This is a genomic window from Candidatus Thermoplasmatota archaeon, assembly GCA_035540375.1.
Taxonomy (GTDB): Archaea; Thermoplasmatota; SW-10-69-26; order JACQPN01; family JAJPHT01; genus DATLGO01.
Genome location: DATLGO010000004.1, coordinates 7411 through 22753, shown reverse-complemented (window position 1 = coordinate 22753; position 15343 = coordinate 7411). Strand labels below are relative to the sequence as shown.

General features: G+C 73.1%; 1 protein-coding gene (cut by a window edge). It reads left to right on the top strand.

Translation table 11 applies throughout. The features are described 5' to 3' along the window. A protein-coding gene (locus tag VM889_00285; protein ID HVL46975.1) for a LamG-like jellyroll fold domain-containing protein crosses the window boundary here: on the top strand, positions 1 to 15343 show its 3' portion. 500 nt of this gene lie to the left of the window's left edge; 15343 of the gene's 15843 nt are visible here — the last part of the coding sequence; the start codon falls outside the window, past its left edge; its stop codon occupies positions 15341 to 15343.

Sequence of the window (15343 nt, the reverse complement as noted above, 5' to 3'; positions counted from 1 at the left end):
CCTCCCGGCGATCGGAGGGGTGTCGGGCCTCGACCTGACCTACGCGCGGTGCGACGCCTGGCCCTGCGCCTCGCTCGACCTCTCGGCCGCGCGCGATCCGGACGGGGCCTCGACAGGCGCCCTTTCCGTCATGCTCCAGAAGGCCTTCGGCGCCTCGTACCTCGTCATCCGCGTCACCGACGACGAGGGGCGCCTGAGCGTCCGCGCGATCGCGCGGAGCCTCGCGTACGCCCTCGAGGAGGGCGCGGACGTCGTCGTCTCGCTCCTCCCGCCCGAAGCCGGGTTCCACCGCGTCCCGGACGCGCTCTCCGCGGCCGACCCCTACACGGGGGCGAGCGCGCCGGGCGCGACGCCCCCCGCGGGCGGCGCGCTCGAGGCCGCGCGCGCCGTCCTCTGGCGCGCGGTCGCCGCGAATCTCGCGATGTACGATTACGGCGGCGAGAACCACGCCTATCCCCTTCCCAACGGCTTCAACGAGAGCGCGCCCCTGCCGTTCCACGATCAGAGCCTCTACGGCAACGCGCAACCCGCGCACCAGCACGGCCACGGCGGGCACGGTGGAGGCCACGGCGGCGGCCACGGCGGCGTCGACGGTCACCACGACGGCGACGGACTGCTCTGCGCGCCGCTCCCGTGGGCCGGGCCGCGCCGCGCGGGCGGGACGGTTCCGGACTACCACGTCTTCGAGCCGTCGATCAAGCTCCCGTTCGGACTCGAGGCGCTCGACTTCTCGCACCTCTCGCCCGCCGAAGCCGCGATCCTCGCCCACGAGGCGAGCCACCTCGAGGAGCGCGTGTGTCTCCACCTCGCGCTCTCGCAGATGGTCCACGAAGGCGTTCCGGTCATCGTTCCCGCGGGCGACGGCGCGAGGCACGACGTCGACCTCGGCCGATGGGACCTCCAGTCGCTCGGCGGGCTCGCGGACCTCCCGCAGGTCATCACGGTGGGCGCGACCACGAGCGACGAGACGCCCGGAGGGGGCACGCGGCGCGTCCTTTTGCCGACGAGCGGCGCCGGACCGACGCGCGCCTTCTACGGCGTGAAGCCGGACCTCGTCGCCCCCGCGGACATCCCGATCGTGATGAACGACGCCCTCGCCGCGATGGGCGGGTCCTCGCGGGCCGCGACCTACAACCTCGACGACCGCTTCGACCACGACCCGGGGCGCGTCCTCGCGGGCGCCGCCCGCATCGAACAGGGCGCGCTCGTCGTCGACGCGAGCCCCACCGTCGCCTCGGGCGCGACGTGGCCCGGCGCCCGACCCGCCCCCGCGGGCACGTGGTTCGAGGCGAAGATCCTGCTCCAGCCGAGCGGCCTCGGGGTCCCCGGCACGGCGTACCGTCTCGCGCTCTCCGACGCAAACGCCGGCGCGGAACCCCGCAACGCCCTCGGCCTCGACCTGCGCGTGACCGGCACGGGCCGCGTGCTCGCCGACCCGTTCGTGGTCGTCGACCATCGCATGGACTACCGGCCGGAGCCGCGCACCGTGTGCGAAGGTCTCGTGTGCGTGCCCGTCGAGCCGTGCGTCGAGTGCGCGACGGATTCCTCGGAAGCGGCGCCGTCCGGACGGCTTCTCAAGGTCCGCGTGCGCGACACCGGCCGCGACTACCGCGGGACCTCGATCGACCCGCCCCACACGGTGGTCGCCTTCGAGATCCTCGACGCCGCGACGGGCGCGCCGTTCGCGACGCTCCACCGCGAGGTCCCGAAAGCGCCCACGGGCGGCGCCTGCCGCTGCGACCGGCTCGTCTTCGAGGCCGAGGTCGCGGGCGCGAAGACGCGGGCGACCCTCGACGACGTCCACGCGCGGGGTCTTTCCGGAGAGGCGAAGATCGATTACGGGCCCTCCGCGAACGCCGCGGGCGGCGCCTACGCCCTGCGCCCCACGACGCGCGTCGCCGCGGCGTATGTCGGCGCGCTCGCCCTCGTCATGGACAAGAACTTCGCGATCGAGAACGGGCTCTCCGGCGTCGACCGGCTGCAATACATCCGCGGACGGCTCACCGCCCTCGCGGTCCCGCTCGCGGGCGTGCCTCCGTTCGCGCAGGGCGCGGGCGAGCTCGACCTCGAGATCAAGGACCTCGCCCAGGTGCTCGCCGCGACGGTCACGCCCTCCGCGGCCGGCCTCGATTTCGGCGTGCGCGACGCCTCCGCGACCGCGCACCTCGCGCTCCTCGCGAACCGCTTCCTCGACCCCGATCGCGTCGCGCTCGACCCGGGGAGCCTCGTCTGGCACCGCATCGACGCGACCCCGGGCGGCCTCGCCGTGACGCGCGTCACCGGCGCGGAGGCCCCCGCGATCGCGTGGGACGAGGACCCCGACCAGGGGGAGACGTTCCCGAACCGGGCGAACGCGCGACACCTGGACGTGACGCTGACGCTCCCGCCCGCCCCGGGCGTCTACGCGACGCACCTCAGGGTGACGATCGAGTCGAGCGGCGTCGCAAGCCCGCTCCACCGCCCGTTCACGATCCCCGTCTTCGCGACGCGCGGCGTCGTCTTCACGGTGCCCCTCGCGCACCTTCCCGTTCCCGAATCGGCGACGGCGTGGCTCGTGCCCCCGACCGAATCCGGCCCCGACCGCCTGGAGTACGAACCCTTCCCCCTCGCGCCCGCCGCCTCCGCGACCCTCCGCGACGCGCGCGCGGAGTTCGGCCTCGTGCCGCCCGCGGCCTACGCGGTCGCGCTCGCCGTGCGCGCGACCCTTCCCGTCCCGAGCGAGGAGGGTCCGGACGGGATCCGCGAGTCGGGCCGCGCGCGCACCTTCGCGTTCCTCGCGGGCCGCCTCGACGCCGCCGCGACGATTCCCGACGCCGATCGCGTCCTGACGCTCCCGCTCCCCGTCGCGTACCGCTTCCTCGACATCGAGCAGGGCTCCGCGTTCGACGCGCGCTCCATCCTTCCGATCGCGCACCCGATGCAGGCGCCCGCGCAGGTCGAGCCCTACGCGGAAGGGTCGTGGAACCGCCGCGGCGGCCGCGCGCGCGCCGATTCGACGCACGCGCCCTCCGAGCGACTCCCCTGGGGGGAGACGAAGATCGGCTGGTCCTTCGCGACCGTCGGCCGCGCGCCGCCGGAAGGCCTCGGCGCCCACGACGTCGCCGCGACGCGCGCCCGCTACGAGGCCCACCTCGCGGACCCCGCCGCCTTCCGCTACGAGCGCCTCACGGGCCACCTCGACACCCGACCGTTCCTGCTTGCGGGCAACGCGACGCTCCCCGACGCGCTCGTCACCGCGACGTTCCCGCTCCCGCGGCCCCTCTCGGAGATCCACGGCGCCCTGCTCCTGCCGCTTTCGGTCGAGAACGGCGTCGCGTACGTCACCCTCTCCGTCGCGGGCCGTTCGCTCACGTACCTCGCGACGCCGGACGGTCTCTGGATCCCCGCGCCGCGCGAGGGTCTCGCCTGGCCGCACAAGCGCGACGTGAACGACACGATGCCCGAAACGCACGCGGGCGGCCTCCTCTCGGGCGCGGGACACACGCACGCGCTCGGCCGCGCGGGCGTCAAGCTCGCGCCCGCGACCCCCGGCGGCTACGTCGTTCCCGTCGCGTTCCACGACCTCGCCGCGGAGGCCCCCGCGCTCGACGTCGCGATCGTGATCCGGCCGGACCGGACGGACCTCTCGGGTCGCGCGTTCGGATCCGGCCCGCTCGACGGGACGCAGGGCGTCCGCTTCGCGCTCGACGGCGCGGCCCTCGCCGCCTGGACCGCGGGCGAGGCCCGGCTCGACCTCGAATCCCTTCGGCTCGACGTCGCGAACCTCCCGAACCTCCTGCCGGGCGGCGGCGACGACCCGCTCGCCGCGCCCGCCATCCGCGTCGAGCCGCACGACGCGCGCGGCCGCCTCGTCGGCGAGTCGATCGACGTGTACCTGCGCGGCCCCGACGGGCGGCTCGTCCTCGAGGGCGGCGAGGGGACGGTGCCTTCGCCCGCGCCCGGATCGACCGAGGACACGGGGATCGCGCTCTCGAACGCGGTGGCGCCCGCGCCCGTCGCGGTGTCCTTCGCGTTCGGCCGGGCCCTCGGGCCCGTCTATTATCCCGACCTCCACCCGATCGGCGTGCTCGATGCCTACGCGTACGTCACGCCCCAGGTCCACCCGCTCGCGGCGCGCCACGTCACCTTCGCGGCGCCGGGAGCCGGTCTCTGGCGCCTCGACGAGCGGGCGCTCGGCGACGCGAGCGAAACGGGCGACGTCGAGGTGCGGTTCACGGCCGGGTCGAGCGCCCGCGTCGCGTTCGCGCGCGTCGAGGAACCCGTCGCGGACCTCGCGGATCCCTCGCCCGCGGTCCCCGGCCACGATTTCCACTGCCTCTTTCCGCAGGACGTCGTCCGATCGCCGGTCCTCCTGCCGGCCGGCGCCGCGACGTGCGCGCGGGGCCTCGCCTACGCCCCGGGCGGCGGCTATGGCGTCCTCGCGTTCAGCTACGGCAACCGGACGCACCTCTACGGTCCCGGAGGCGAGATCGGCTACAACGCGAGCCTCGTCGTCGAGGCGTACCGCGCGCTCGCGGAGGACGCCTACGACGACGCCGCCTCGACGCTCGGCAACGTCACGCAGGACGGCGACGCGAACGTCACGGACGCGGACGCGTTCCTCCGGGTCGTCCGCGACGAATGCCGTTACCGATCCGCGGACGCGACCCGTTGCCTTGGAGACCTCCTCGACTTCGTGCTCGACCTCACGGGCCTCGCGCGGGGCCGATTCCAGACGCCCGTCACCCCGTCCGGCCCCGGCTACGCGGGGCTCGTGAACGGGACGGTCGCGCTCTGGAGCGGCGTCGTGCCCCACGGGGGGCTCCTCGTGGTGGAGCACGCGTTCCCGCCGGCCGACGCCGCGGACGCCGTCACCTTCGCGCTCGCGCCCTCGAACGGCGCCCGCCCCCTCGGCCTCGCGACCGTCGAAGGCGACGCGCGCTTCGCGCCCACGGACCCCTTCGACCGCGCGACGCGCGTCGACGCCTTCGACCTCTCGAGCTGGTCCGGTCGCCGCGTGAGCGTCCTCGCGACGTCCACCGGCGGCCTCTGGAACGTTCTCGGAACGGTCGCCCACGCGACCGCCGCGGCGCTTCCGGGCGAGCGGATGGACGCGAGCGCGCTCTTCGTGGATCCCGTGACCTCGCGCCTTCGCGACGTCCTCCACGACGCGCCGTGGAGCGATCCCGCGACGCTCGGACCCGCCGAAGCGGTCGCCTCAACGGCGTCCGTGATGCGCCTTCCCGCGGGCTTCGTCGTCGAAGGCGTATGGACCCTCGCCGACCGGACGCTCGTCGTCGGCGGCGAGAAGGGCGCGGAGGCGATCCTCCGCGTGCCCGCCGGCGCGACGCTCCGGCTCGCGAACGTGACGATCGTTCCGCGCGTCCCGGACGCCCCGTGGAGCCTCGTCGTCGAGAAGGGCGGCCGCCTCGAGGCGGCGGACGCGTTCTTCGTGCGCGGCGGACACCCGCAGACGGGGGCGACGCTCGTCGTGGAGGGCGTCGCCGAACTCGCGCGCGGCGGCATCCTCGCCGGCGCGGTCGGCGCGCGGATTCCCGCGGGCGGCGCGCTCGTCGCCCGCGAGGCCGCGTTCTCGGCGCTCGCGACCGCCCTCCTCGTGGACGGCGGGAGCGTCGAGCTCGACGGCGCCCTCGTCGACGCGAACCGCCGCGGCCTCGTGGCGCCGGGCGGCCACGTCTTCGTCGCCGACACGCTCTTCACCTCGAACGAGGGCGGCGCGCTCCTCGCGCAGGACGCCCTCGTCGCCGTGTCCGGCGCCACGTTCGCGTGGAACGCCCGCGCCGGCGACGCGGCCGTCGCGGTTTTCGAGGGCCTCGACACGGGCCGCGCGGTCATGCACGACGTGACGTGGACGGCGAACGCCCGCGACCTGCTCGCGCGCGCGGACGTCGACCTCCACCAGGCCCGCTTCGACGAAGCCGCGGAAGACGGCGTGCACGTGATCGGCGCCCGGCTCCGTCTCGACCGCGCGGTCGTCGAACGCCCCGTCGCGCTCGACGCCGGAGCCTCGCTCGAGGCGCGCGCGTCGCGCTTTTACGACGCGCTCGTGTGCGTCGCCGGCGTCGCGACGGGACCGATCGACGTCGCGACGTCGCGGCTTTCGGACGAGCCCTCGACGTGCGTCCACGAACCGCCCGTCGCGCCCGTCGACCCCGGCACCCCCGACCCCGCGTGGCGCGCCGTCGTCGCGAGGCCTCACGTCGGATACGCGAGCCCGGCCTACACGCTCCCCGCCCGCGCGACCGCCTCCGCCTTCGACCTCGCGGTCGTTCCCCCCGCGCGCCTCGCCCTCGAGGACGGCGTCCTCGCGCTCGCTGCGCCGGACCGCGCGCTTGCGCTCGCGGCGGCCCCCGCGGGTCTCGAGCCCGGCTCCGAAAGCTGGACGTGGCCGGCGATCCTCGACACGGTCGCGCCCTCCGCGGCCGTCACGTTTTCCCCGAACGAGATCGCGGGCTTCACGCGCGACCTCACCGTGCCCTTCGAGATCGCCGCCGCGGACGCGGGCTCGGGTCTCGCGCTCACGCGCTTCAGGCTCTCGACCGAGAACCCCGACGGAAGCCCCGGCCTCGCCCGAACCCAGCCCACGGCCGGCTTCCGCGGGCCCTTCGGCGCGCTCGGCGAAGGCGCGCTCGGGGCGCTCCCGCTCGTCACGGGCGAGCGCCTCACGCTCGAGCCCGAGGTCCTCGACCGCGCCGGGAACGTCGCGACGGGCGTCGCCCGGAGCATCACGTTCGACCGAACGCCTCCGCGCGGCTGGATCCACGCCGAGAACGCGTGCGGCGACCTCGTCGGCTGGAACCTGCGCTGGCGCGGGCACGACCCCGTCGTGGGCAGCGGCCTTCGCCCGGCGGGGGAAGGCTGGACGTACGCCGTGTACTGGGCGCCCCTCGACCACGCCTGGGTCCTCCATCACACGCGGATGGCGATGAGCGAACTGAACCGGGACGTGCAGGCTCCCGCGTTCAACGCGGAGATGCTCGAACGCCTGAGCGTCAACCAGGCCCTCAAGGCCTTCATTGAATCGAATCTCCCGCAGGGCCTCACGTGGAACCTCGTCGGCGAGTTCGATCGGGACACGACGCACGTGCACTTCAACGGCATCGACAACCTCCAGGACTTCCTCGCGAAGAACGCGCACCTCGCGACGGCGCTCGCGACCGACGTGTGGGAGCGCAAGCGCGTCCAGGACGCGGCCCTCGAGGCCGCGGTTCCCGCGGTCGACGACGTGACGGCGCTCAATCCGCTCGTCGCCGCCGTCAAGGTCGTCGTCCGGGACCGGCTCGGCAACGAAGCGACGTGGTACGAGCCCGTCATCGCCGACGTCTTCGGTCCCACGAGCCTCCTCTACCTCCTCGGCGACACGGCGCGCGAGCGCGTCCTCGCAAGCGTCGTCGGCGCAGGGGCCACGGTGGACCTCTCGACCCTCGAGGCCGAGCTCGCCCTCTTCGATCCCGACTGCGGGCTGCGCCTCGCGGACGTCTACGCGCCCTCCGAGGCGGGACTCGCGAAGATCGCGACGCTCTATCCGCGCGACGGCCGTGTCACGCTCGACGTGCTCAGCGCGAGGAAGCTCTTCTCGGGCGGCGACTGCGGCCTCATGGATCTCACCGTCCGAGCGAAGGACGTCTTCGGCAAGGAGGTCGAGGTCGGTGCCCGCACGATCGTCGACACGCTCGCCCCGGTGACGGACGGTCTCTCGTGGCGGAAGGTCAGCTCGCACGCGCCGCTCGTGACCGATCCGCCGGCGCTCGGCGTCCCCGTCGGCATCGATCCCTCGTGGCTGCGCGACGACCACTTCAACGTGCTCGGGCAGTCGACCTCCAGGAACCTGTGCGAGATCGCGGCCTCGATCCACGACGTCCGCGTCCAGGCGCGCGTCGGCGACTCGGGCTGGATCACGCTCGACCGCGAGCACGTCGGCGGCGGCATCGACCCCGCGACGAACCGCTCCCTCAACCCGACCGTCTCGATCGACCGCATGGTCCGCGTCGACGCGGCCGCGTTCGGCCTCGACAACCGGAGCATCTCGGGCCGGCTCGTCGAGGTCCGCGTCGTCGCAAGCGACGAGGCCGGTAACCGCGAGACGAAGCCGCAGGCCGACTTCGCCTTCCACATCGACCGCGCGCCGCCCGTCTGCCGCGTCCTCGACATCGGCCTCGACGGCGGCCACGCGATCCCCCTCGTCTGGGCCTCGAACGACTCCGACCAGGCCGTCGCGGGCGCCGTCGTGAACGCGAGCCTCCTCGTGCGACCCGAAGGCGTCGCCGCCGACTGGCACCTCTACGCCTATCTCCCGGCCGCGGAGGGCGACGCGACCATCCGCATGCGCGAAGGCCCCGTCCCCGCCTGGCTCGAGGCGCGCAGGCTCTGGCCAGTCGAGGCCGCGTGCGCCGTCTACGACGCCGCGGGCAACCTCGCGCTGAGCGAGGCCGTCGAGACGACGCTCGATCTCTTCAAGCCCGACATCCACTGGCTTCCGCCCTTCGTCCCCGCGTTCGTGAACGACTCCCCCACCGTGAGCTGGCTCGCGGTCGACCACGAAGGCGCGATCGATCGCGTCGTCCTCGTCGCCGAGAGCGAGCGCGGGGACCGTCGCACGCACGCGACCCCCGACGCGACGGGCCAATGGGCGATCCGTCCCGCAAACCTCGCGGCGGAGGACGGCGCGCTCTGGACGGTGACGGCCACGACGTGGGACCGCGCGGGCAACGCGAACCGCTCGACCGCGGCCACGTTCCGCTTCGACCTCACGGCGCCCGCGGGGGACCTCGCCGACCTCGCGCGCCAGGTGAATCCCGACGGCTTCGTGAGCGAGCCGCGCGTCTGGTTCCGTCCGAACCTAGAGAACCTCGGCGCGGGCGTCCAGAGCGACCTCGTCGTGAAGGTCCTCTTCGGCCCGCCGGCCCTCCCCGTCGAGAAGGCGCCGCTTCCGAACGGCACGTACCGACTCGACCTCGCCGACGGCCAGCGATACCGCGTCGTGCTCGTCGTCTGCGACGCCGCCGGCAACTGCCAGGCCGACCGACCCGCCGTGGAGTTCACCGTCGACGTCACCGGACCCACGCTCTTCGTCGACGATCTCCCGACGTACACGAACAAGACCGTGGACCTCCGCTGGATCGCGGCCGACGCGACGGCGGGACTCGCGAAGATCGAGATCCTCGCTGGGAACGGCGACGCGCCGCCCGCGCCCTGGTACGCGGAGCCGAACGCCGCGCAGCCGACGGCGCGCGGCGACGCGAGCGTGACCTACGGCGCGGACCGGCTCGCGCTCGACGACGGCAAGCCCTGGCGCTTCGTTGTCCGGGCGACGGACCGCGCGGGCCTCCTGCGCGAGGTCAACAAGAACGTCACGCTCGTCGACGTCACGCCGCCGCTTTCGACGCTGACGCTTCCGCCGCACGTCGCCGACGGCTACGTGCGCGCGGGCGAGCCCCTCCTCATCGACCTCGACGTCGCGGTGCAGGACCCGCCGCGCGACTCGGCGCCGACGTCCGTCGCCCTCGAGGCGCGCGTCGGCGCGAACGGGGCCTGGACGCCCGCGACCGATCCGCACCCCGTCGCGAGCGGCCAGCGCTACTGGTTCCGATCGATCGCCTCGGACGCGGCCGGCAACGTCGAACCCCCGGAGTCGATCGAGATCCTCGGCGGCTTCCTCGTGGACGTGCACGCTCCGGCGACCGCGCTCAAGTCGTTCAACGGGTTCCCCGCGATCCGACCCTGGACCGGCGCGAACGTCCACGCGGTCTTCCGCGTGACGGACCCGCTCGTCGAGGGCGCGCTCGAGGCCTCCGGCATCCGACCCGGGGCCGACGGGCTCAAGGTGTGGCTCGTCGACGTCGCGAGCGGCCACCGGACGGAGCTCGCCGTCTCGGAGGTGGCCGGCGGCCCCGGCTGGCGCGAGTACGAGACCTCGATCGCGATCGCGCCGAACCGCCTCCACCGCTTCGAGGTGAGCGGTCGGGACGTCGCGGGCAACGTCGAAGGCCCCGCGCTCCTCCTCGACGGCTTCGCGTGGGACAACCGTCCCCCCGGCGCCATCCTCGCGCCGGTCAAGGGCGAGACGCTCCTCCTCGCGCAGGACCTCCTCGTCCAGGTGGACGACTCCGTCCCGGACGGCTACGCCTCCGGCGTCGATTATGTCGAGCTCGAGACGACCCGGCTCGGATACGACCTCCCCGCGCCCCTCGGCGTGGACGTCGCGACGCGCGAGGTCGGCGCGGTGCAATCCGAGTTCACGTGGACGCGGAATCTCGGCTCCTCCGCCGACGACGGAACGAAATACGCGTGGAGGATCCGCGCGGTCGACGTCTCGGGCCTCGCGGGACCGTGGACGCCCGTCGCGTCGACGATCCTCGACCTCACGCCCCCGACCGTCACGGTGGTGCCGAAGGGCGACGCGGGCGACGGCTTCGCGAAGGACCTTCCGCTCCGGGTCGACGTCGTCGTCACGAACGCGGCCCCCGTCGACCGGTGGGCGGGCCGCCTCGGTCGCCTCGCGCTCGAGGTGGAGACGACGGGCGCGACCCACCGTCCGCTCGTCCTCGCCGACCTTGCGGGCGAGAACGTCCCGCCGCGCGGCACGTGGACCCTCGCGGACGTCGACCTCGCCGGCGTCGACGGCGTCGAGTACTCGGCCCGCGCCTACGTGCGCGACGCGGTCGGCCACGGGTCCGACTCGGGCGCCGCGACCGGCGCGACGAGCCGCCGCACGGACGAGGTCAACCTGCTCGCCTTCGACGGCGCCGCGAACGTGTACAGCGATCTCGGCACGATGGGCCAGACGCTCACCACCACGCAGCACCCCGTGCACGAGACCTCGCCCTGGGGCATGGCCTACCGCTTCGGGACGAACCGGTACCTGCAGTGGTCGTCGGGCACGACCTGGGCGCTCGGGTCCGCGTTCACGGTCATGGCCTGGGTGAAGCCGGACGTCGCCTCGCAGACGGCGCCCCTGTCCACGAAGGCGAACGCGGCCGACGATTGGACGCTCTGGCTCGAAGCCGGGAAGGCCAAGGCCACGGTGAAGACGGCCGCGGGCTCCGTCGCGGTCGCGTCCGACGCGGCGCTTCCGGTGCACGCCTGGACGCACCTCGCCATGACCTGGGACGGAACGACGCTCACGCTCTGGGTGGATGGCGTCCCGAAGACCGTGTCGGGCGCCGCAAGCGGCGCCGTCTCCGAGTCCCCCACGCAGTTCCGCTTCATCGGCTCGAACGCGGCGAGCGCGGGCGGCGGCGCGAAGTTCTACTCCGGAGCGCTCGACGAGTTCCGCCTCTACCGGCGCGTCCTCCCCGCGCTCGAGATCGACGAGGTCTCGAAACGGCCCTACGTCGCCGCCGCGCGGCCCGCGCCGGCGAAGATCCTGCTCGACCGCACGGCCCCGACCGCAACCCCCCTCGTGGCCACCCTCTATCGCCCCTCGACGACCGTCGCGCCGATCGCCGCCGACCCGGCGCCGGCGGGCGGCCTCGCAAGCGGCGTCGCGTCGGTCGCGATCGAGACGCGCGTTCTCGACGGGTCGCTGTACACCCACGAGACCTCGACGACCGCGCGGCCATCCGGGTACGTCTTCTCGCGCGTCGCGGGAACGGACGTCGCGTCCGGCGCGTGGGCCCGGATCTACCGTTACCCGTACGTCGGAGCCTCCCGCAGCATGCGCGCCGAAGTCGACCTCGTCGACAACCTCGAAAGCTGGATGACCGGATGCGGATCCGAGTCGCTTGCAGGCAAGCTCGCGCTGCGCATCGTCATGGGGCCCTACACGTACGACCACGACCTCACGACGACGGCGCCCGGCCTCGTCGTGACGCCGTACCAGACGCAGAGCAATTCGCCGTTCTTCGAGGTCTCCATCCGCGCGCTCGGCCAATGGAAGACGTGCTATCCCGAGTTCGAGGCCTTCGTGAAGCGCGTGCGCTTCGTCGACAGCCTCGGCACGGCCTTCGTGGACGACGGGTTCACGGCCTTCTCGGGATGGACGGAGCAGAACGGCAACGCGAACCTCAACCCACGGCACGTCCCGGCCGAGCCCGTGTTCAGCTGGACGACCGGCGCGCTCTCGACGGCGTCCCGCCAGAGGCTCGACCTGCCGTTCGCCTTCAAGGTGTACGGCCAACCGGTCACCGCGCTCTGGGCCGACGAGAAGGGCGTCGTCGGCTTCAGCGAAGGCTTCGAGGCCTCGCCGACCGCCGCGAACTTCGACGGGCAGCGCGTGATCGCCCCCGCGTGGGGCGCCTTCGTCGTCGGGACGGGCGCCTCGAAGGGCCTGCGCGTCTCGGCGACCGACGACCGCGCGACGATCATCTGGAACGTGGGGTCGACCGCGAACCCGGCGACGAGCAACAACTTCGCGCTCGTCCTCAAGCGCACGGGCGAGATCGAGGCCCGCTACGGGGCCTTCCCGGAGACCGCCCGCGTCTCGCACGTCGGCGTCAGCGCGGGCGATGGCCGCAAGACAGCCCTCTCGCCCGTCCCGAACCTCGCGTACCGGCCGATCGACCATTACGTTCCCGCCGGCGCGTGGAGCGCCTCGACCACGGGAGCGTACCCGGGCGCGTCCGTCGTGATCCCCACGAACGTTCCCGTCCAGGTCCGCGCCTCGGCGACCGACAAGTCCGGCAACGTCGAGCCGCTCGGCGCGGCCGAGGCGCTCGCCTACGTCGATACCGTCGCGCCCACGCTCTCGGTGCTGCCGAACGAGCTTCCGGGAGGCGGCTTCGCCGACAAGTGGCTCTCGGTCAAGACGACCATCCTCGACGACGGCTCGGGCGTCAACCGCAACTCGATCAAGCTCTACCGCCGCGTCGTCGGCGGATCGTGGTCGCAGCTCACCGGCGTGACGCTCGTCCCCGGCCAGAACGTCGTCACGACAACGACGTGGTCGATGACGCACGGCACCTCCTACGAGCTCAAGATCGAGGCCAAGGACTTCGCGGGGAACTTCCGCGACGCGGTCTCGCCGCCGTTCCTCTGGCGGATCGTGCCCGAGCCCGTCTTCAACCTCGCGCGGGATCTCGTGGGCGGGGCGGTCGTGAACGACCAGCTCGTCGGCGTCTCGGGCGGGCACGGCAAGGTCGTGGGCGACAAGTTCACGATCAAAGGAACGGTGGAGGCGGGATCCGAGCCGGTCACCGTGCAGGTGAAGCTGAACGGCGGCCTCAAGTACCAGGCGACGGGCACGCCCGCGCTCTCGCTGAACTACGTGCAGGATCTGAACGGCCTCGGCCTCAACCAGGTCCTCGAGCTCACGGCGACGACCGCGAAGGAATCCAAGACCGTCGTCACCTACCGGTTCAACGCGACCCCGGTCACGACCCCCGTCGTCCGCACGGGCGCGGTGGAAAGCGATCCGTACTGGACGCTCAATCCGACAACCGGCGCGGAATTCGCGAAGGCCGAGGCGATCGCGGCCCGGCAGGGCGCGCAGGGCATCCGTCTCCTCGCGACGAGCGGCGCCGCATCGCCGTCCGCGCAATGGGCCATCGGCGAGAACGTCCCCGCCGGCCGCCACTGGGCGTTCGTCAACCTCCGGCCCGGGGCGGGCGGGTCGATCGACCTCCTCGAGCTGAGGACGGGCGGGTCGACCACCGTCGCCGCGCTGCGCGCCGAGCCGGGCGGCTCGCTCCTTGCGCTGTCCGGCGGAGCCTGGGTCGCGACGGGCGCCACGCTCGCGACGGGCGCGTGGACGAAGCTCGAGATCAAGGATCCCGGGGCCTCCACGTGGACGCTCATCGTGGACGACGTCCCGCGCGGCACGTACACGCGACTCGGCGCCGCGCCCGTCTCGGCCCTTCGGTTCGCCGTTCCGGCGGCCGCCACCTCGGGCGAGGTGTGGATCGACGACGTGGGGTCGGCGCTGAGCGACGTCCTCGCGAGAGGCCTCCTCGACGCGGCCCTCTCGACCACCGAAGGCTGGACGACCGCGGGTCCCGTGTCGGTTTCGAAGGATCCCTGGAAGAAGGTCGAGAGCGTCCGCACCCAGGGCGCATCGACCGTGAGCGCGACGCTTTCTGCGCCTCTTCCTGCGACGGGAACGGCCTACTGGGCAAGCGTCGACGTCGGCCGATTCGAGGGCGGGTGCGCAAACGGCGATCTCCTCCGCCTCACAAGCGCAACCGATCCGGTCGTGAGGATCCGATGCGTCTCCAATGCGATCGTCGTCCACGACGGGGCCTCGTCCGTCGCGACGGGCGCGTCGCTCGCGCCGCTTGCCTACAACAGGCTGGTCGTGAGCGTCCTCGACGGGCGCTGGACACTCAAGGTCAACGACGCGTTCGTCGGAAGCTATTCGACCTCGAGCGCGCTCGCGCCGGACGGCATCGTCCTCGGGGGCGGCGACGCGGACCTCCGCTGGCGGTCGCTCCTCGTCCACCGCGGCCGCCTTGTCGCCTCCGAAGGGTTCGACGACACGACGTCCCTGCTCTGGGTCAAGCCCCCGTACCGTCCCACGTCCCATGCCGACTGGTCGGACAACTTCACCCTGACGGGGTCGCGCGCGGCGCACCTCCGGTCGACGGGCGTGCCCAACGAGGTGTCCCACGTCACGCGATCGCTCAACCTGCCGTCGCGGTTCGTGGTCGACGCCATGGTGCTCTACCCGGCCGCGGGCTCCCTCCGTCAGGAGGTCGACGTGGGCTCGACCACCGCGAGCGGACCCGCCGCCGATCCGGCCGCAACCGCCTCGCCGAGCGTGCAGTTCAACCACATGTACGCGCTCGCGCTCGGCACCGGCTCGACGTTCGAGATCGGCCTTTCGCTGCACTCGAACACCGTGACGGGCGCCACGGAGGCCTACGCCCGGACGCGGTACGGCGGTTCCTGGAGCCAATTCGCCCTCGGAACGATCAGCGCCAACACGTGGTACCCGATCCGCATCGACGTCGACCAGAACCGCGGGCTGTGGGCGATCGAGTTCAACAACAAGATGTACACCGAGCTGCCGCTTGCGGGCGCCCTCACGCGGCTCGCGATCGGCGACCTCGATGCCTCGACCCCGACGGGCGCCGGCGAGATCTACGTGGACGACATCGTGATCCGCGCCGCGAACGCCCTCCCCGTCGTCACCTTCGACCAGGCCGAGGGGGCGACCTTCTCGGGTACGGCGACCCTGACGGGTACCGCGATCGACCCCGACGCGGGCGATCTCGTCGACCGGATCCGCCTCGTCGTCGACCACGACCAGGCGGCCATCGCGAACCTGGGACGCGCGCCGAAGTGGTCCTACGCGTGGGACACGAGGACCCGCTCGAACGGGCCGCACACGATCGACGTGATCGTGGACCAGGGAGCGGAAGTTTCACTTGGCACCAGGGAGTTCAACACGAACAATCAGGGAGGCTAG